At 67.1% G+C, this 18,761-nt stretch carries 17 protein-coding genes; 1 reads left to right on the top strand and 16 read right to left on the bottom strand.

The genetic code is table 11. The annotated features are described in order from the left end of the window. Positions 1-6 precede the first annotated feature (6 nt). The 3 genes from ACIG5A_RS08845 to ACIG5A_RS08835 form a co-directional block, all read right to left on the bottom strand. Positions 7-1,245 carry a KasA/KasB family beta-ketoacyl-ACP synthase gene (locus tag ACIG5A_RS08845; RefSeq protein ID WP_397239441.1) on the bottom strand — a complete coding sequence of 413 codons (1,239 nt, stop codon included), beginning with the start codon at positions 1,243-1,245 and terminating at the stop codon, positions 7-9. Continuing rightward, the gene (locus ACIG5A_RS08840; RefSeq protein ID WP_397239439.1) at positions 1,242-2,735 is read right to left on the bottom strand and encodes a flavin-containing monooxygenase; all 1,494 of its coding nucleotides are present in this window, start codon (positions 2,733-2,735) and stop codon (positions 1,242-1,244) included. Before ACIG5A_RS08840 ends, ACIG5A_RS08845 begins: the two co-directional genes overlap by 4 nt. Before the next feature lie 76 nt (positions 2,736-2,811). Further along, positions 2,812-4,215: an MFS transporter gene (locus tag ACIG5A_RS08835; protein WP_397239437.1), complete on the bottom strand. Its 1,404-nt coding sequence runs from the start codon at positions 4,213-4,215 to the stop codon at positions 2,812-2,814. A gap of 89 nt (positions 4,216-4,304) precedes the next feature. Here ACIG5A_RS08835 and ACIG5A_RS08830 point away from each other — a divergent pair, with 89 nt between their 5' ends. Beyond that, entirely contained in the window at positions 4,305-4,775 is a 471-nt protein-coding gene (locus ACIG5A_RS08830; RefSeq protein ID WP_397239435.1) for a winged helix-turn-helix transcriptional regulator, read from the top strand. On the opposite strand, the gene ACIG5A_RS08825 is transcribed toward ACIG5A_RS08830, so the two are convergent. From ACIG5A_RS08825 to ACIG5A_RS08765, 13 genes are all read right to left on the bottom strand, one after another. Next, positions 4,772-5,872: a zinc-binding dehydrogenase gene (locus ACIG5A_RS08825; protein ID WP_397239433.1), complete on the bottom strand. Its 1,101-nt coding sequence runs from the start codon at positions 5,870-5,872 to the stop codon at positions 4,772-4,774. The two genes, ACIG5A_RS08830 and ACIG5A_RS08825, sit on opposite strands and share 4 nt — an antisense overlap. A 50-nt stretch (positions 5,873-5,922) precedes the next feature. Beyond that, positions 5,923-6,342, bottom strand: coding sequence for a MaoC family dehydratase (locus tag ACIG5A_RS08820; RefSeq protein ID WP_397239431.1), 420 nt, complete (start codon positions 6,340-6,342; stop codon positions 5,923-5,925). Next, positions 6,342-7,268, bottom strand: a complete 927-nt coding sequence (locus ACIG5A_RS08815) for a 3-oxoacyl-ACP synthase III family protein (RefSeq protein ID WP_397239429.1) — start codon at positions 7,266-7,268, stop codon at positions 6,342-6,344. Before ACIG5A_RS08815 ends, ACIG5A_RS08820 begins: the two co-directional genes overlap by 1 nt. Next, positions 7,265-7,513, bottom strand: coding sequence for a phosphopantetheine-binding protein (locus tag ACIG5A_RS08810; protein ID WP_397239427.1), 249 nt, complete (start codon positions 7,511-7,513; stop codon positions 7,265-7,267). The genes ACIG5A_RS08815 and ACIG5A_RS08810 overlap by 4 nt, the downstream gene beginning before the upstream one ends. Positions 7,514-7,515: 2 nt before the next feature. After that, positions 7,516-7,776, bottom strand: a complete 261-nt coding sequence (locus ACIG5A_RS08805; protein WP_397239425.1) for a lipoyl domain-containing protein — start codon at positions 7,774-7,776, stop codon at positions 7,516-7,518. Then, positions 7,773-8,753, bottom strand: a complete 981-nt coding sequence (locus ACIG5A_RS08800) for an alpha-ketoacid dehydrogenase subunit beta (protein ID WP_397239423.1) — start codon at positions 8,751-8,753, stop codon at positions 7,773-7,775. The genes ACIG5A_RS08805 and ACIG5A_RS08800 overlap by 4 nt, the downstream gene beginning before the upstream one ends. Further along, positions 8,750-9,661, bottom strand: coding sequence for a thiamine pyrophosphate-dependent dehydrogenase E1 component subunit alpha (locus tag ACIG5A_RS08795; protein WP_397239421.1), 912 nt, complete (start codon positions 9,659-9,661; stop codon positions 8,750-8,752). The genes ACIG5A_RS08800 and ACIG5A_RS08795 overlap by 4 nt, the downstream gene beginning before the upstream one ends. 45 nt (positions 9,662-9,706) lie before the next feature. After that, positions 9,707-11,044: an NAD(P)/FAD-dependent oxidoreductase gene (locus tag ACIG5A_RS08790; RefSeq protein ID WP_397239419.1), complete on the bottom strand. Its 1,338-nt coding sequence runs from the start codon at positions 11,042-11,044 to the stop codon at positions 9,707-9,709. 19 nt (positions 11,045-11,063) lie between these two features. Continuing rightward, positions 11,064-11,342 carry a phosphopantetheine-binding protein gene (locus ACIG5A_RS08785; RefSeq protein WP_397239417.1) on the bottom strand — a complete coding sequence of 93 codons (279 nt, stop codon included), beginning with the start codon at positions 11,340-11,342 and terminating at the stop codon, positions 11,064-11,066. Positions 11,343-11,450: 108 nt separating this feature from the next. Continuing rightward, entirely contained in the window at positions 11,451-12,554 is a 1,104-nt protein-coding gene (locus ACIG5A_RS08780) for an acyl-CoA dehydrogenase family protein (protein WP_397239415.1), read from the bottom strand. Between the two features lie 24 nt (positions 12,555-12,578). After that, on the bottom strand, positions 12,579-12,956 hold the full coding sequence (locus ACIG5A_RS08775; protein ID WP_397239413.1) for an ectoine synthase: 378 nt from the start codon (positions 12,954-12,956) through the stop codon (positions 12,579-12,581). A 23-nt stretch (positions 12,957-12,979) separates the two neighbouring features. Next, a complete protein-coding gene (locus ACIG5A_RS08770; RefSeq protein WP_397239411.1) occupies positions 12,980-14,425 on the bottom strand; it encodes an AMP-binding protein in 1,446 nt (481 codons plus the stop codon). A gap of 3 nt (positions 14,426-14,428) precedes the next feature. After that, positions 14,429-18,748, bottom strand: coding sequence for a type I polyketide synthase (locus ACIG5A_RS08765; RefSeq protein ID WP_397239409.1), 4,320 nt, complete (start codon positions 18,746-18,748; stop codon positions 14,429-14,431). Positions 18,749-18,761 lie beyond the last annotated feature (13 nt).

Genomic DNA, 18,761 nt, shown 5'->3' with positions numbered 1-18,761 from the left:
AAACGTTCAGTGCCTGCCGAAGACGAGCGCCACGTTGTGGCCGCCGAAACCGAAGGAGTTGTTGATCGCGTAATCGATGCGCTGGCGCCGCGGTTCGCCGGTGACGATGTCGAGCTCGCCGATCTCCGGATCTGGGGTGGCGTAATTCAGTGTCGGCGGCACGATTTCGTTCTCGATGGACAGCACGGTCAGCACCGATTCGAGCGCGCCCGCCGCGCCGATGGAGTGGCCGAGCGCCGATTTGGGCGCGTAGATCGACGCGTGCCCGCCGATGGCGGACCGGATCGCGCGCGCCTCGGCGAGGTCACCGAGCGGTGTCCCGGTGGCGTGCGCGTTGATGTGCGAGATGTCGGCGGCGCTGAGCCCGGCGCGGTGCACGGCCTTGGTGATCGCCCTGCCCGCCTGGGTACCGGTCGGATCGGGCGCGACGAGGTGATAGCCGTCGGAGGTGACCGCACCACCGAGCAGGCGGGCGTGCACATGCGCCCCGCGTGCGGCGGCGTGTTCTTCGCTCTCGAGCACGAGCAGCGCACCGGCCTCACCGAAGACGAACCCGTCGCGGTCCCGGTCGAAAGGCCGTGAGGCGCCGCGGGGGTCGTCGTTGCGCGTGCTCATCGCGCGCATGATCGAGAACGCGGCCGTGGGGATCGCGTGGATATATCCCTCGACCCCGCCGGTGACGACGACGTCGGCATCGCCCATGACGATCATCTGCCACGCGGTCGCGATGGCCTCGGAACCGGAGGCGCACGCGGAAACCCGGGTCACCACACCGGCTTTCGCGCCGAGCTCCAAGCCGACGGTGGCGGCGGGACCATTGGGCATGCTCATCTGCACGGCGAACGGCGACACCTTGCGGTACCCGCCCTCGCGCAACCGATCGTTCGCGTCCACGTACGCGTCCGCACCACCGAGTCCGGTCCCGATCGCGACACCGAGCCGCTCCCGGTCGACATCGGGATTGCCTACCGTATGCCATATCTCGCGGCCTAGTGCGAGCGCGAGTTGTTCGCCGTAGGCCAGCCTGCGCCGCTCCACCCTGGTGACCAGTGAGCTCGGCTCGGCGCCGAGCCTGCCGCCGATGCGCACGGGCAGATCGAGCTCCTCGAAGAACGGATCGTCGAGCAGTTCGATGCCGCTGCGCCCTTCGAGCAGGCCCTTCCAGGTGATGTCGATATCGGCGGCGATGGAGGTCATCGCCGCCATACCGGTGACGACCACCGAGCGCGGAAGCCCGGACGTCATCGCCCTGCTCCGGCGGAGGTCAGTTGCAGCGCTTCGGCTTTCGGGCGGCGCACGGCGAACCAGTAGCTGGTGCCGGTGCCCGGCCACGACTGGCGGTTGCGGCCGGTGTGATCGAGGAACCAGCTGTGGCAGCCACCCGAATTCCACACCGACTTGGCGAGTTTGGCGTGCAGCCGTTTGTTGAATGCACGCTGCACGTCGACGCCGACCTCGACCCTGGTGCGCCCCTTCGCCTTCAGCATGCGCAGGCAGCGTTCGATGTAGCGCACCTGCGCCTCGATGACGAACAGGATCGACTGCGATCCGCCGCCGGAGTTCGGGCCCATGATCATGAACAGGTTGGGGAATCCGGCCACCATCATGCCGAGGTAGGACTCCATGCCGTCCTGCCATGCCTCCTGGATGGTGAGCCCGCCCTTGCCGACGATATGTTCGTTGGCGCACCGGTTTTCGGTCGAGAACCCGGTGCCGAGGATGATCACGTCGGCTTCGTGCAGCACACCGTCCTCGGTGCGGATCCCGGCCTCGGTGAATTCCTCGATGCCGTCGGTGACCAGGCTGACGTCGGGCCGCTGCAGCGTGGGATAGAAGTCGCCGGACAGCAGGATGCGTTTGCACCCGATCTTGTAGTCGGGGGTGAGCTTCGCGCGCAGTTCCGGATCGGGCACCGCCTTGCGCAGATAGCGCGTCGCGAGCAGTTTCACCACCGGGAGCAGCCGCGGATTCAGGAAGGCCGCCACCGGCACCTCATGGCTCCAGAAGGCGATGTTGCGGTACACCTTCATCATCGCGGGGAAGGCCGCGAACAGCGCGCGCTCCTTGCCGCTGACCGCGCGGTCCGGCTTGGGCAGTACCCAGTGCGGGTTGCGCTGGAACACCTCGACATGCCCTGCGGTGCCCGCGATTTCGGGGACGAACTGCGCCGAGCTTGCGCCGGTGCCGATCACCGCGACCCGCTTGCCGGTCAGATCCACCGAGTGGTCCCACTGCGCGGAGTGGAACACCGGACCCGTGAAGCTCTCCCGGCCCTTGAAGTCGGGGATGTTCGGATTGTGCAGCGCCCCATGCGCGGCGACAACGAAGCGGGGGTAGTACGTGTCGCCGTCCGCGGTGCGCACCTGCCAGCGGTCGGTGCCCTCGTCGAACGCGTAGGAGACGGCCTCGGACCGGAAGCGGATGTAGGGCTCGAGTTCGTAATCCTTGACGACGCGCCGGATGTAATCGAGGATTTCGGGCTGCCCGGCGTACATCCGGGTCCAGCCGGTGTTGGGCGCGAACGAATACGAATACATCATGGACATGACGTCGCAGGCGCAGCCGGGATAGGTGTTCTCGCGCCAGGTCCCGCCGACGCCGTCGGCCTTCTCCAGCACGACGAAGTCGCGCTCACCCGCGGCGAGCAGGTTGACAGCCATGCCGAGGCCGGCCAGGCCGGTCCCGACGATGAGAACATTCGGATACCGCGGATCGGTGTCATCGATCTGTGCCATGGAAAGAGTCTGTGGAAAATGCCTGACGCCGGCCTGAAACTCGGGGTGCCCCGAGTCAGACCGGCGTCAGAGCCGACTACTTGTTGGTGCGTGAGGTGATGCCGAGCGCCGTCGCCGCGCTCACCGCGGCGATCAACGCGATCGCCCACCAGCCGTGCCGGAAGACCGTCAGCGCATGCTCGCGGGTGACATCGAGCGAGCCGAGCACGACGACCAGAATGGCAAGGCCGAGAACGTATCCCAGCTGCCTGCTGGTGTTGACCACCGCACTGCCGGTGGCCGCCTGCGCGGCGGGCAGGTCGACGGTCGCCGCGGCGATCATATTCGGCAGCGCGAGTCCGATACCGATGCCGATGATGACCCAGCCGGGCAGGATCTGCAGCGCGTAGTTCACCTCGGTGGACGCGCTGACGGCGAGCAGCACCGCGCCGATGGCGAACAGCAGATTGCCGATGGCGGTGACCGCGTTGATGGGGATCAGCTTGTCGAGCTTCTGCCCGACGATGGCGAAGAACGGCACCATCGCCGGACCTGGCACCAGCGCTAAACCGGTGATGAGCGTGTTGTAGTCGGCGACGTTCTCCAGCCACAGCACGACGCTGGTGAAGACCGCGCTGAAGGCGACGCAGAACACCAGCGCGGTGATGTTGGCCCAGACGAAGGTCGGCACCTTCAGCAGCGCCGGATTGATGACCGGCGCGGGGTGGGTGAAGATCCGCACCACGAACAGCGCGAGCCCGAGCACGGCGACCACGAAGGCGGCGACGATCACCGCATCGGTCCACGACCATTCGTTGCCCTTGACCATACCGAGCGAGAGGGCGCCGACCGCGACGGCGAGCACCGCGGCGCCGAGCAGATCCGGTGTGCGGGTGACGGATTCGTCACGCGAATCGGGGACGATGCGCCACGCGGCGGCCAGGGCGGCGACGCCGATCGGCAGGTTGATCAGGAACACCCACTGCCAGGAGATCTGCACCAGCGCGCCGCCGACGACGGGGCCGAGCGCACCGGCGACGGAACTCGTTGTCGCCCAGACCTTCACCGCGCCCGCACGCTTCTCCGGCGGCAGCGAGGTGAGCAGCAGCCCGAGGCTGGTCGGGGTGAGCGCCGCCGCGCCCGCCGCCTGGAGTACGCGGAACGCGACGAGGAACCACAGCGAGGGCGCCGCCGCGCACGCGACGCTGGCCAGCGTGAACACGGTGAGGCCGACGAGGAATCCGGCTTTGCGGCCGTGCCGGTCGGCCAGCCGTCCCGCCGGAATCAGCAGTGCCGCGTAGACGATCGTGTAGGCGTTGAGCACCCAGCTGAGGTCGGCCAGCGACGACCCGGAGAAGTCCTGGCCGATATCGGTGAAGGCCACGTTGACGACGAAGACGTCGAGCATGGCCATGAAGGCGGCCGAACACAGGACGACGATGATCGCTCGGTTTCTGGTGGTGGACGCCTGTCCGGTGTCCGCGATGACCGACTCAGTCACGGCAACCCTCCCAATCTGACTTGATATTTGTATAGCCAAGTTGGGCTGACTGTACCTCACTACAGTCAGAAGTGGGTACCATCATTTCTATGTCAATCGTTATGGAAGGCTCGCTGGCCGACCTCGGCTCGTGGCGGCCGGATCAATGTTCACTGGCGAAGGCGCTCGAGGTCATCGGCACCAGGTCGACGCTGCTGATCCTGCGTGAAGCCTGCTATGGCACAACGCGTTTCAGCGCGTTCGTGGAGCGGATCGGCATCACCGACCGGGCCGTTGCCGAACATCTGCGCCGGTTGACCAAGGCGGGCCTGCTCACCAAGCGGCCCTATCGCGAGGGCGACAGCCGCACCCGATACGAATACGTGCTCACCGACATGGGCCGTGACCTGCTGCCCGTCGTCATCGGCCTGATGCAGTGGGGCGACAAGCACCTGCAGGACGGACATCCGCTGCTACTGCACGTCGAGCACAGCACAGGCACGCCGGTCCGGGTCGAGCTGCGCGGCGACGGCCCCGCCAAGCTCGACCTGGAACAGGTCGGCGTGCGCCGCAATACCTAGAGCGGATTCACCTGGTACAGCGGGAAATAGGACTCGACGCGCCCGGCGGCGTAGTCGGCGTAGAGGTTCGGCACATCGTCGAAGTCGTAGACGACCGTCGCGTCCTCCGGTGGGATCCAGCCCGCGCCTTCCTGGAGGTCACGGATCCGCGGCGAGTCACCGAGATTCCAGACATGGGTGTGCACGTGGATATGCCTGCTGATGCATTCGGCGCCGCGCAGGGTGGTCATCCGCATCCCCGCCTTCCACCCGCAGGTGGCGATCACCCCCTGCCGCCCTAGGGCCTTCAGCGTCGCGGCGAACACCGGCGCGCCGATATTGTCCACGATGATCGCCGCGCCCGCACCGCCGCTGAGTTCGCCTATCCGAGTGAGGAATTCCCTCATCGAGGCGCGATGCCGCGCCGGGAACCCCGGATCGCGCTTGTCCGGCACCGCCAGATCGGGAAACGTCCGCCGATCGACCGGCTCGATACCGTGCTTGCGCAGGAATTCGATCCGCGCGTCCGAGCCGACCGCCATGGCCACCTTGAAGCCCGCCTCCTTGGCGAGCAGCAGTTCGGCGAAGGAAACGCCACCGCCCCAGCCGAAGACGAGATGGTCGGCCGGATCGTCATCGGGAATCTGGGTGCGCCAGCAGCCGAATGCCTTGCGCCAGTTGTCCCATGCGGTGAAATACCTTCCGTACGTGGCCCATTGGCGCAGCGAGTACGGTGTGTCCTCGGGCATCGGCAGCAGCACCCGCGCCGGAATCTTCGACCGCTTGGCGAGCAGCCCGATGGTGCCCGGCGCGTCGTAGGCGTAGGCGAGTTCGGCGTATCCGTACCGATCGCATTTGCCGAACGGCATCAGCAGGCACAGATCGCCCTCGCGCAGCGTGGTGACCGCCCTCCCGGGCTCGAGCACCCGCACCACACCCAAATTGCCGAGCACCACCTTCTTTTCGCGCCTGCTGCTGCACACGTCGATCGGCGATCTGGCCAGCGCGTGATCGATATTGGCCTCCCACGACCCGAGCAGCGGCTCGACGAGCACCTCCTCGTCGCCGAGCGCACCGAGGTCGAACGGTTCGCGCCGCAGCGCGAATCCGTCGGACACACCTGCCACCGAACCCGCTGGAAGCACCCATGCGTCCGTTGAATACATCGCTACCTTTCTGGTCCACCCAACAGCAACTTGCTGCGCCCGCTGAACACCGTCCGCGCCTCGGCGTCGAACATCTCGGTCCGGAGCTCGACGAATGTCCGCCCGCCCATCGGACGCCCCGGCGTCCGGGTGGCCGAGTACGACAGGCGGCCGCCGATCGTGAGCGGTGCAGGAAACCGCACCGCGTCGAGTCCGCCGTTGATCACGTAATGCGGCCGGTCCAGCCCGAACACCGCGTCGATCACCGCCGAGAGCAGGCTCACGAGCAGGAATCCGGGCACCACCGGCTCCGGAAACGGCGAATCGGCCTGGGATTCGTGCGGTTGATGAATCCACTGGCGATCACCGGTGATCCGGAGGAATTCGGCGACCCGCGCGGCATCGATCACCCCGAGATCACCGGTGTGGACGGTATCGCCCATCACCGATCCACTTGGTAGTCCACCGCGACGCCGCCCCACGATTCGCCCGCGCCGTAGGCGACCGCACCCAGGCGCCCCTTCACCGGCAGCGCACCGTCGGCGAGCTCGTCCGCGAAGGCCAGCGGGATCGTCGCCGACGACGTATTCCCGGACGCGGCAATCCTGTTCACGAACGGCACGCCGAATTCCGTGGTGAAGGTGCGGATCTGCTCGAGTATCCGTCCGTTGGCCTGATGGCCGATCAGCACGGTCGGCGGCGGATCGCCCGCGCACAGCGTCCGCGCCGTCTCGCTCATCCGCCGGACCGCGCGGTCGTAGACCGCGACACCGTCCAAATGGATACCGCCGCCGGGCAATTCGCGCATGAGATCGGCCCGCCCCCCGTCACCGCCCGCGACGCCGTGGAACGGCGCGAATTCCGGCCGGTCGGCCAGCAGCGTCGCGGTGACGCCGTCACCGAACAGCACGGCCGTCTGGCGGTCGGTCTTATCGATCATGGTCGACATCGCCTCGGCATTGCAGAGCAGCACCGAACCGAGCCGCCCCGCGTCGCACAGCGAAAGCCCGGTGATCAGGCCGAACACGAAACCGGAGCAGGCGGCGTTCATATCGAAGGCCATCACCGTCTCCGGCAGCCCGGCCCGCTGCGCCACCCGCTGGGCCAGGCCGGGCACCCGGTCGGTGCCCGAGGTGGTCACCAGCACCAGCGCGCCGATCGAGGACGGATCCTCGGTGCGCTCGATGACGGTCCGGCAGACCTCGGCGGCGGTGTCGAGCAGCGAGTCGTTCTCGCCGATCCAGTGGCGCGCCGCGATTCCGGTGCGCCGCTTGATCCATTCGTCGGTGAGCCCGATCGAATCGAAATGGCCGTTGTCGACGATCTCTCCGGGGCGCGCCGCGGCGAGATCGACGATGCCCGCGGTCACTTCGCGCCGACCAGGTCCGTGAAATAGTCGACCAGCTCGCGCAGATAATCGAAACTCGAGGTCTTCTCCAGATCGGCCTCCACCTCGAGCTCGACCTCGAGCGTCTGCGTCAATTCCACGATATCGAGCGAATCGAGATCCAGCTCGGCCATGGACTTCTGCAGCGAATCGGTATCGGCGTCCGGCGTGCGCACGCGCAGCTTCGCCACGATGATCTCCGAGACGCGAGTTGCGGTCTCCAACATGATTATTCCTCCCAATCAATTGGGGTCAACCGATAGAGCGGCTCACCCGTCTTCACGATCGCGCGCTCGGCCGCCAGCCGTTCATCGATGATTCCGGCCCGCTCGGCCACCACCTCGACGCTCGCCTTATCCGTCTCGACGGTCGCGACGACATCGCCGCGCGCGACCCTGACCCCGACGTCGACATTCCATTCGACGAGCAGCGCCTCGTCGAGGCCGTGGCCGAAACTCGGCACCGCGACCTCGATTTCCGATGAACTCATGCCACCATTCCTCTGATTGCCCGCGCTATCTGCTCGACGCCGACCAGATACCCCTCTTCGAAATCCGCGGGCGGATAGTGCACCCGATCCGGCGCCAGCCGCCGAATCGGTGTGCGCAACAATTCGAATCCGTCCTCGGCGATGGTCGCCGCGACCTCGGCGCCGATACCGCCGAATTTGACCGCCTCGTGCACGATCAGCAGCCGCCCGGTGCGCCCGATCGACTCGAGCACCGCGGCGGTATCGATCGGCGCGACCCAGCGCAGATCGATCACCTCGACATCCACCTCGCCCGCCACCGCCTCGGCCGCCGTCAGCACCTCGTTGGTGACCGCGCCGAAGGTGACGACGGTGAGGTCGGATCCGGTGCGCGCCACCCGCGCCGCCATCGGCGACGCGGGCACGTCGGTGGTTCTGGCGGGCAGATTGCGCCGCCAGTAGAGGCGGATCGGCTCGTAGAACACCACCGGATGCCCCAGCGTGATCGAATGCCGCAGCAGCTGGCTCGCATCCTCCGGCGTGGACGGGCAGGCCACCGAGATGCCGGGCACCCGCGCGAACAACGATTCGTTGGATTCGCTGTGGTGCTCCACGCCGCGCACGCCGCCGCCGGTCGGAATGCGCACCACCAGTGGCAGTTCCAGATCGCCGTTCCACCGGCCGACCATGCGCGATGCCTGCGTGACGATCTGGTTGGTCGCCGGGTAGACAAAGCCGTCGAACTGGATCTCGCAGATGGGGATCAATCCGGCGATCGACATGCCGATGGCGCTGCCGATGATCGACGACTCCGCGAGCACCGCGTCGCGGACCCGGTCGGCACCGAATCGGTCGCGCAGTCCGCGCGTGACACGGAAGACACCGCCCAATCGGCCGATATCCTCCCCCGCCAACAGGATTCGCGGATCCTCGGCGAGCATGTCGGCCAGCGTGGCATTGATGACCTCGGCCATGGCGGGCACCCGCGTCGCGGTCACCGTTCGTACCACTTCGCCAGCAGCCTGCGCGTCTCGGCGATCTCGGCACGCAACGCCGCGAACCAGTCCTCGTCCACCACACCGTCTTCGGTCAGCGCACGCGCGTACGCCGTCACCGGATCATCGGCCTCGGCGTCGGCGATGTCCTCGGCACTGCGATACAGCTCGTGCGCGTCATTGGTCGAATGACCGCGCATCCGAGCAACTTTCAGCTCGAGCAGATAGGGCGCGCGATCGGTCTCGATATAGTCGACCGCCGCCGTCGCGGCACGGTAGACGTGCTCCGGATCCTGACCGTCGACGGTCACCGCGCGCACGCCGAACCCGCGGGCCCGCTCGGCGAGGCTGGTCGCCATCTGCTCGCTGCTCGGCTTGGAGATGGCCCAGCCGTTGTTCTGGCAGACGAACAGCACCGGCGCGGATTCCACGGCGGCGAGATTCAGCGCCTCCGACATATCGCCCTCGCTCGACGCGCCGTCGCCGATGAACGCGACGACGTAGTCGCGTTCACCCTGCAGCCGCCTGCCGATGGCGTAGCCGACGGCGTGCAGCGTCTGCGCGGCCAGCACCAGCGTGTACGGAAACATGTTGACCGCGCGCGGATCCCAGCCGCAGAAGGTCTTACCTGCCCACTGCGCCACCAATTCGTGCGGCTGCACGCCGCGCACGAGCGCCACCGCGTGGTCGCGGTAGCTCGGCACGATCATCGCACCGCGATCGACGGCGAGCGCCGTCGCGACCTGCGCCGCCTCCTGCCCGCGGCAGGACAGCCACAGATCGACCACACCCTGTTTCTGCAGCAGTGTCGCCTCTTCGTCGACACCGCGGGCCTGCAACATCGCCCGCAGCATCGATCGCCTCAGGTCGGTATCGAGTTCGGTTTCGAGTTCGTAATCGACCAGGGTCATCGGAAATCACCGCCTCCCACTAGAGCTTTCACATGACCGCGACCCTCAGAACGCGGGCGCCGCCATGGGGGCGCGCAGTGTTCCCAGGTACGGGTACCAGAGATGGGTCGCGTCCTCTTCGACCGCGGCGACGATCTCCTTCATCTCCCGCAACGCTTTCGGATCCTCCTCGAACATGTCGCCCTGCAGCAGTTGCAGGACATCGAGGCGGAAACGCGGATCCTGGACGAAGGCGGCGAAGAGGATATTCAGGCGGTAGTAGATCGAGATGAACTCGTACCAGTTCTTGACGCCTTGGCGCTGCGCCGTCTCGTACGGCTCGAACGCCGCGTGCGAGAAGTCGTCGGTCGCACAGGCTTTGATGATGTCGTAGCTGGCCAGCCTGGCAGAGTTCAGCGCGATGCTGACACCGCTGGAGAAGATCGGATCGACGAACCTGGCCGCGTCGCCGATCATGACGAACCGGTCGCCGCAGATCTGCTGGATCGCGTAGCTGTAGTCGCCCTCCGCCTTGAACGGGCGCAGCCTGGTCGCTTTCCCCAACTCCTCGGCCAATTCGGGACGGGTCTCGACGAAGCGCCAGAAGAACGCCTCCCGGTCCGCCTTGGCTTCGAGGAATCGGTGCTTCTGGGTGACGACGCCGACGCTGGTGATCCGGTCGGTGATCGGAATCTGCCAGACCCAGGTGTCCTCGATCGGCAGGAAGTGCACGAAGATGTAGTCGATGTCATCGGGATTCGCCGCGAGCGCCGCCCGGTCGAGATCCTCGAACCAGGTGTGCACCGCGTACTGATCGAACACCGGATCGGGCACCTTCGAACGAAACTGCCTGCCGAGCAGTGTCTGCCGCCCGGAGGCATCGACGACCATGCGCGCCGTGATGGCGACCTCCGCAGGGCCGAGCTGCCCGTGCACGGTCACCCCGTCGGATTCGAAGTCGACCTTCAGCACCCGCACGCCCTGGAACACCTTGGCGCCCAGGCTTTCCGCGTGCTTCAGCAGGATGTGGTCGAACTTGCCGCGGTCGACGTGGAAGGTGTACTCACGGTCCACGCCCTGCTGCTGGCGCTCGCTGAACTTGACCTGCGCCGTCCAGTCGTAGGACAAACCGGTGAACCCGTTGCGCGGTACGTCCCGCGCCTCGGCGGAAGTCCATGCGGCGCCGTACTTCTTGGGAAAATCAGCCTTCTCGACCTCGGCCATGGCTCCTGTTTCGAGCAGGACCCTGGTCGTCGCAGGTACGAGCGACTCCCCTACGTGCTCCCGGGGGAAGTTCTCACTCTCCAGTACCGCGACAGAAAGTCCTGCCTTGGCAAGATAGGCGGCCATGGTCGACCCACCGGGTCCACCACCGACCACCACGATATCGAAATCAGTCGCCATGCGACCCGTACTCCTCGTCCTACTTCGCAGAATTGGCAAGCTCTGCGATACCGCAAACCAGCGCAGTAATACTGCGCACATCCTTGAAATTCTTCACGTTGATCTCCCGGGCCGGCACGGCGACGCCGATATCATCGCGAATGAAACCGAGGAGCTTGATCATGTTGAGCGAGTTCAGAATTCCCAGCTCGATCAGCGGAGTCGATGCACTGAATTCGTCCAATGAATCGTCTTCCAAATACTTGTCACGAATGTCGGCGACAATCCGCTCCGAAATCTCGTCCGGAGACAACATCATGACCTCCCAGTCCAAAGAATCCCGTCACCGAGACTAATGCGATCATTTTTATTCGTCAGCCCCTATCGACAGCCGATGACCCCTATATCGGGGCTCGACCGTAGGGGTTCACAGGCCCATCTCGGCGGCGATCCGGTTGCGCTGGATATCGCTGGTGCCGGAGTAGATGGTGCCCGCCAGCGCATCGCGCACACCCTCCTCGATGCCGTACTCGGTCATCACCCCGTAACCGCCGAAGGTGCGCACCGCCGCGATGGCGCTGTTCAGATTGCCCTCGCTGGCAACGATTTTGGCGATCGCGATGTCGACGGTGCAGTCCTCACCCGCGTCGAGGCGCAGCGCCGCGTCGTACAGTGCGCGCCGTGCGGTGTCGACGGCGATCCGCATGTCGACGATGCGGTGCGCCACCGCCTGGAACGCGCCGATAGGCTGCCCGAACTGCTTGCGCCGCTTGGCATAGTCGACGGCGCTCTCCAGACGTCGTTGCATCTCACCGACATTCACGATGAACGAGCAGACGATCTCCCACTTCATCACATGGTCGAATACCGCGAAACCCGCACCGACAGTGCCGATAACGTTGTCCAGCGGTACCCGGCAGTCGTCGAAGAACAGCTCGGCCAGCGGCGACGACGTGAGCCCGACCTTCGGGATCGGATTGCCGACCGTCAGGCCGGGGGTGTCGCGCTCGACGACCATGGCGGTGAGGCCGAACGGGCCCGCGTTCGGATCCGTCTTCGCGTAGACGACGAACAGATCCGCGATCGGCCCGTTGCTCACGAATGCCTTGCTGCCGTTGAGGATCAGGTGGTCACCGTCCTCCTTGGCCGTCGTGCGCATCGCGAGCATGTCCGACCCGGCCTCGGGCTCGGAGATCGCGTGCGCGCCGATGCGGTCACCCGCGCAGACCGCGGGCAGGAAACGCTCCTGGAGTTCCGGCGATCCGAAGAAGTGCAGCGGCACACCGGTGCTCACCAGGTGGGTGGTCACCGAGAAGCTCAGACCCGCGTCCCGGCAGACGTAGCCGAGACCCTCCAGGACGTACATGGTGGTGGGTAGATCGCGGCCGAGTCCGCCGAAGCGATCGTCGAACGGCAGGCCGGAAATGCCCAACTCGCGGACGGCCTTCCATTTGTCCTCGCCGTTGAGTGCCTGCTCCATCCCGAGCAGTGCGCCGCGCAGCTCGCGCTGCTCCCGTGTCCAGCGGATCACGCTGCACCCCTTCCTGATTCGCCGCTAGTAGTGCGAGAAGCCGTCACCGTCGAGGTCGTGCACCTCGTCGCCGTTGAGCGGCGGGTTGAAGATGCTGATCAGCCGCATATCCCCCTGCGGTGCGGCGACCAGGAAGTGCGCGTCGTGCTGATCGAGGGCGTAGAGCACACCGGGCTCGATCGTGTAGACCACAGAACCATCGGCCGCGAGCACCTCGCCGTGGCCGGAGATGCAGTAGCACGCCTCGAGGTGGCGGCGGTACTGCAGCCGGGATTTCGTTCCGGCGCGAACGAGCGTGTCCGCCACCGTGAATCCCATATTGTCGGCGGCCACCAGGAGACGGTGGCTCGACCCGTTGCCCCATTCGACGGCACGGACATCCGACTTACTGCGCACGAACATTGACCAAACCTTCCACTTACTCGTTAGAACTTCTTGCGGATCGCGCCGCGGTCGACCTTGCCGGTCGGCCCCTTGGGCAGCGCGGAATCGACGACTTTCACCTCGGCGGGAATCGCGGTGCGCACCAGCCTCTCGGCACAGTGCGCGCGCAACGCGAGGCTGCCGAGCTTCACACCGGGGGCCCGGCGCACCAGCGCGTACAGCAGGTGTCCCGCCAGCTCGTCCGGTAATGCGACGACGGCGGCCTCCGCCACATCGGGATGGGCGAGGATGACGTCCTCCACCTCTTGCACATTGATCCGGACACCACGCACCTTCACTTGAAAGTCGTTGCGGCCGACGAGGTTCAGCGTGCCGTCGGCATCGCGGCGCACCAGATCACCGCTGCGGTAGTAGGTGCGCGGGCCGTCCGCGTCGGCGCGGACGAAGAAGCGTCCCTCGCCCACCATCGGGTCGAGATAGCCGCGCGTCTGGAACGGTGTGTGCACCACCAGTTCACCGGTGCCCGGACCGTCCAGCACCTCGCCGTCCTGGCCCGCCAGATAGGCGCGCACCCCGGAGATGGGCCGCCCCAACGGAATCGGCGTCCGCTCGCCGCGTGCGTCCACTTCGTGCAGGAAGCTGTCGTTGGTTTCGGTGCAGCCGTAGACGTTGTACAACCCGGCGCGTGGGAACAGATCGGGCAGCACGGCGAGCAGCTTCTCCGGCAGCACATCGCCGGTGAACAGGACGTGCCTGGTGTCCGCCGACCACGGTGCGCCGTCCGCGTCGTGCAGCAGGCGATACAGCAGCGGCACGCCCTGGACCAGGTGTACATCGTTGGCGGTGATCAGCTCGCGCAGATACGCGCCGTCGGCGGCCCGCTCGTGATCGACGAGGACCGCACAGGCGCCTGCTCGCAGCGTCGCCCACAGCTCGAGCAGGCACAGGTCGAAGTTCAGCGGTGCGTAGCTGAGAATCCGTGCGCCCGACTCGATCTCGAATCGTGTTGCGGCCCATTCCATGAAGCGGTCCACCGCCTCGAAGGACAGCGGCACCACCTTCGGCACCCCGGTCGATCCCGAGGTGGTGAGCAGCAGGCCGACGTCGGCGTCGACCACACCGTCGGACATGCCCACCCCCGTCGGCTCGACCTCGAGCGCGCCGTCCTCGGCCACCGAAACGATGTGAGTGGCGCCGGCTCGCGTCGCGAGCGCGGTCAGCGACTCCGCGCCGAGCTCGGCCGAGGCGAGCAGCACCGGACGCCCGCTCAGCAGGTTCGCCAGCACCAGGGCGACCGCCGTGACGGATTTGTGCGCGCGGACGCACACCACGTCGGTACCGCCGAGGTGCAGCTCCACACGGAGAGCCGTTGCCCGCGAGAACAATTCGCGATAGGTCACGCTCTGTTGATCCGAGATCAGCGCGAGCGCCGTTGGACGCTGCTGCGCGTGCCGCCGCACTGCCGCGAGGAAAGAGGGAGACGGCATGACTTACCCCTGTCGCGAATCGAGCTCGAGCGCGGGGAAATAGCCCACGCTGGTGAAGAAGTCGACGTAGGTGCGGAACAGCTCCATGGTGATCTTCGGCGGGGCGATCCCGGTATCCGCGAGCAGTTCCTCGGTGGCGCTGATATCGAAGGTCGGGAAGAACGAGTCGCCCACCTCGACCACCTCCTGGAACGAGTGCAGCAGCGGGTTGATCGCGTTCTGGTGATCGGCCTCCACCCGCTCGGTCCATTCGTCCCACGGCAGCTCGCCGATCGGATAGCCGAAGGCACGCAGCTGCTCGACGAAATCGACGAACGACGCGCTGTTCGGATTGTGCAGGTGGAATGTCCGGCTCTCCGCCTTGCGGGACAGCGCGACGATGGCGGCGCTGACCACGTCGACCGGGATGGCGTGCACCGCACCGGCGAGGTTCGCGGGTGCCGCCTGCGCCTGCAGCATGCCCTTCAGGCTCAGCCAGACGAAGTCACGGGTCTGGCAGGCGCCGTTGACCTGGTCGCCGCAGATAGTGTCGACCCGGTAGACGGAGACCGGAAGTCCACGCTCCCTGGCGATGTCGATGATCTGCTCGGCCACCCACTTGCTCTGTGGATAGCCGAACGGCAGCCGATCGCCGGGACCGGTCGGATCGTCCACCCTGAACGGCGCGTCGTTGCCCGGCCTGCGGGCGAAAACGCCGACCGTCGAGACGAAATGGACCGGCACGCTGCGGTGCCTGGCGGCCAAGCGCAGCACCTCCTCGGTACCGGTCACGTTGGCCGCCTTGCTCTCCCGGTAGGAATGCAGCCAATTCACCGACGCGGCAGCGTGATATGCCGCATCGATGGTGCCCGCGAGCCGGTCGAACTCCGCCTCGCCGAGCCCGAGACGTTCCGCGCCGAGATCGCCGAGCACCACCCGCAGGCGGGCCGGATCGACCTCGTCCCAGAGCCGGTACCACCGCATATTCGAACGCACCCGGTCGAGCGCGCCCGCCTCGTCCTCGGCACGGACGAGGCAGTGCACCGTCGCCGAGGTCGAGCGCATGAGATCGCGCAGCAGGAAGGCGCCGAGGAAGCCGGTGGCGCCGGTGAGGAAGACGTGTTCCGGTTCGGTGACGATGCTCATGACCTCGGCGGCGGGCCGGATATCGTCGGCGAGCACCACCTCGGCCGCGTAGTCGACATCCGGTTCGGCGCTTGCCGTTTCGACATTCAGCAGCGCGGCGCGCAGGACGGCGGCGAGGGCGGCCGGGGTCGGATGTTCGAAAACCGCGGTGGACGCCAGGCGCACGCCCGTCGTCTTACCGACCCGGTTGCGCAGTTCGATCGAGGCCATCGAGTCGAAGCCGACCTCGGCGAAGGGGCGGTCGGCGTCGATACCGTCGTGGTTGTCGTATCCGAGGACCACCGCCATCTCGGCGCGCACGAGTTCGGCAAGCAGCCGATGCTGTTCGCGCTCGTCACGCTCGAACAGTTGTAGTGCGAGTGCGTCTCGGGTGGACTCCGTGGTCGATCGCTCGAGCGCCGGGGCTTTCGGCAACGTCGCGCCTGGCGCGACCTCGAGCCAGAAGCGCTGGCGCTCGAAGGCATAGGTCGGCAGTTCGGCGCCTGGGCCCGCTACCGTCGCGGCCCAGCGTATTCCGGCGCCCTGGACCCATGCCTGGCCGAGACCGCCCAGTACCGCGACGGGCTCGGCGGCGCCGCGGCGAAGCAGCGCGTGGACACCGATGTCGTCGGAGTCGTCGTCCCCGAGGCAATCCTCCACGGCGGGCACCAGTACCGGCGTCGGGCCGAGCTCGATGAAGGTGTTCACTCCCGCGTCGAGCAGGGTGCGCACGCCGTCACCGAATCGCACCGCCTCGCGCACGTGGCGCGCCCAATAGGCGCCGTCGGCCAGCTCCTCGGCCGTGGCCAGCGCGCCGGAAACGTTGGACACCAGCGGGATTCGCGGCGAGCCGAAGGACAGCCGGTCGGCGGCCGCACGGAATTCCGCGAGCATCGGCGTCATCCGTGGCGAGTGGAAGGCGTGCGATACCGGTAGCCGCTTGGTCCGCCTGCCCTGGGCGGACCAATACTCGGCGATCCGCTCCACCGCCGCCACGTCACCCGAAATGACCGTCGCGCGTGGACCATTGAGCGTGGCGATGCCGACCGCGTCCTCGTGGCCGCGCAGCGATTCGGCGACCTCGTGCTCGGCGGCTTGCAGCGCCACCATCGCGCCACCCTCCGGAAGCGCCTGCATCAGCCTGCCCCGAAGCGCGACGAGTGCGCACGCGTCGGGCAGTGTGAGCACGCCGGCGACATGGGCCGCGGCCAGTTCGCCGATCGAATGCCCGTGCAGTGCGTCCGGCCGGACGCCCCACGATTCGAGCAGCCGGAACAGGGCGACCTGGAAGGCGAACAGGGCCGGCTGGGTGTAGACGGTCTGATCGAGCAGCTCGGCGAGTGCGGTGCCGGGCTCGGCGAACATCACCGCGCGCAGCGGGTGCGGCTCGAGCTCACCCATGTCCGTGAGGTGCTGGTCCAGTTCCGCGCAGGCCGCGTCGAGCGCGTCGGCGAAAGCTGGAAAGGCCTGATAGAGCTCATGTCCCATGCCCGCGCGCTGGGCGCCCTGACCGGAGAACAGGAAGGCGACCCGCGGCCGACTGCGCGTAATCCCCTGGGCGATCAGCGATGTCGGCTTCGCGGCGGTCGGCCCATCGACAAATTGGTCGAGGCCCGCCAGCAGTGCGTCGCGATCCGTGCCGGTAATCGCGAGCCGGTGCCGCAGCCCCGCACGCGTGGCCAGCGTGCGGGCGATGGCCGCCGGTGTCAGTTCTTCGCGCTCGGCGACGAATGTCCGCAGCTGCTCGGCTTGCCTGCGCAGCCCGCGCTCGCTCGCCGCGGAAAGGACCCAGCCGAGATCCGTCTGCTCCTGGTGCACGGGTTCCGGGTTTGCCGGGGGCGCTTCCTCCAGAATGAGATGCGCATTCGTCCCGCTGGCCCCGAAGGAGGAGATTCCGGCCCGCCGGACCCGCGCCGACCTCGGCCACGGCACCGGCTCGGTCAGCAGCGCGATCGAACCGCCCGACCAGTCGACGAACGGTGTCGGCTCATCGATGTGCAACGTCCTCGGCAGCATCTCGTTGCGCAGGGCCATCACCATCTTCATCACACCGCCCATGCCCGAAGCGGCCTGCGCGTGCGCGATATTGGACTTCACCGAACCCAGCCGAAGCGGTCGGTCCGCGGGGCGGTTCTTGCCGTAGGTGGCGAGCAGCGCCTCGGCTTCGATCGGGTCACCCAGCCGGGTGCCGGTGCCGTGCGCCTCCACCGCGTCCACATCGGCGGTGGTCACACCGGCGCTCGCGAGCGCCTGCCGGATCACCCGCTCCTGGGCGCGGCCGCTCGGCGCGGTGAGGCCGTTGGTCGCGCCGTCCTGATTCGTCGCCGAACCGCGGATCACCGCGAGCACCCGGTGCCCATTGCGTTGCGCGTCGGAAAGGCGTTCGAGCAGTAGCAGTCCGACGCCCTCACTCCAGCCCGCACCGTCGGCATCCGCCGAAAAAGCCTTGCACCGGCCGTCTTTCGCCAAACCGCCCTGCCGGGAGAACTCGACGAAGGCCGTCGGCTGCGCCATGATCGTCGCGCCACCCGCCATGGCGAGGGAACACTCGCCGTTGCGCAGCGCCTGCATCGCCAGATGGGTGGCGACCAGCGACGAGGAGCACGAGGTATCCAGGCTGACGGCGGGACCCTCGAAGCCGAAGACGTAGGAGATCCGCCCCGCGAGCATGCTGGCGACATTGCCGTTCAGCGTGTAGCCCGCCACCCGGTCCGGCGCATTGGTCAGGTCGGGGATGTACTGCGAGTGATACGAGCCGACATACACGCCGAGCGGCGCGCCACGCATCGCGTTCGCGTCCAGCCCCGCTCGCTCGAGCAGCTCCCACGACGTCTCGAGCAGCAGGCGCTGCTGCGGGTCCATCGCCAGCGCCTCGCGCGGCGCGATACCGAAGAGCTCTGGATCGAAATCGCCCGCGCCCTCGATGAATCCGCCCGCTTTGGTATAGGAGCTACTCGGCTCGTCCGCCTCGGGGTCGAACAGGTCGACCTGCCAGCCCCGGTCGTCCGGGTAGTCCGAGACGGCATCGCGTCCCGCCGCGACGAGATCCCACAGCTCCTCGGGCGAGGTGACGCCACCGGGGAAACGGCACGCCATCGCGACGATCGCGATCGGCTCGGCGGCCGCCCCTTCCAACTCCGCATTGCGCCTGCGCAGCCGCCCGATCTCCTTCAGCGACTCGCGCAGCCCAGCAACCAGCTCTTCTTGATGCACACTCATACTTTCGAAGCCT

The organism is Nocardia sp. NPDC052566, assembly GCF_044547285.1.
GTDB lineage: Bacteria > Actinomycetota > Actinomycetes > Mycobacteriales > Mycobacteriaceae > Nocardia.
The sequence above is the reverse complement of the archived record's forward strand: the minus strand, read 5'-3'. Positions and strand labels throughout refer to the sequence as shown.

Bases quoted from the DNA above. Each gene is read 5' to 3' on its own strand.
- ACIG5A_RS08845 (WP_397239441.1), bottom strand. From the start codon at position 1,245: ATGACGTCCGGGCTTCCGCGCTCGGTGGTCGTCACCGGTATGGCGGCG.
- ACIG5A_RS08840 (WP_397239439.1), bottom strand. From the start codon at position 2,735: ATGGCACAGATCGATGACACCGATCCGCGGTATCCGAATGTTCTCATC.
- ACIG5A_RS08830 (WP_397239435.1), top strand. From the start codon at position 4,305: ATGTCAATCGTTATGGAAGGCTCGCTGGCCGACCTCGGCTCGTGGCGG.
- ACIG5A_RS08820 (WP_397239431.1), bottom strand. From the start codon at position 6,342: ATGGGCGATACCGTCCACACCGGTGATCTCGGGGTGATCGATGCCGCG.
- ACIG5A_RS08810 (WP_397239427.1), bottom strand. From the start codon at position 7,513: ATGTTGGAGACCGCAACTCGCGTCTCGGAGATCATCGTGGCGAAGCTG.
- ACIG5A_RS08805 (WP_397239425.1), bottom strand. From the start codon at position 7,776: ATGAGTTCATCGGAAATCGAGGTCGCGGTGCCGAGTTTCGGCCACGGC.
- ACIG5A_RS08795 (WP_397239421.1), bottom strand. From the start codon at position 9,661: ATGACCCTGGTCGATTACGAACTCGAAACCGAACTCGATACCGACCTG.
- ACIG5A_RS08790 (WP_397239419.1), bottom strand. From the start codon at position 11,044: ATGGCGACTGATTTCGATATCGTGGTGGTCGGTGGTGGACCCGGTGGG.
- ACIG5A_RS08785 (WP_397239417.1), bottom strand. From the start codon at position 11,342: ATGATGTTGTCTCCGGACGAGATTTCGGAGCGGATTGTCGCCGACATT.
- ACIG5A_RS08775 (WP_397239413.1), bottom strand. From the start codon at position 12,956: ATGTTCGTGCGCAGTAAGTCGGATGTCCGTGCCGTCGAATGGGGCAAC.
- ACIG5A_RS08770 (WP_397239411.1), bottom strand. From the start codon at position 14,425: ATGCCGTCTCCCTCTTTCCTCGCGGCAGTGCGGCGGCACGCGCAGCAG.
- ACIG5A_RS08765 (WP_397239409.1), bottom strand. From the start codon at position 18,748: ATGAGTGTGCATCAAGAAGAGCTGGTTGCTGGGCTGCGCGAGTCGCTG.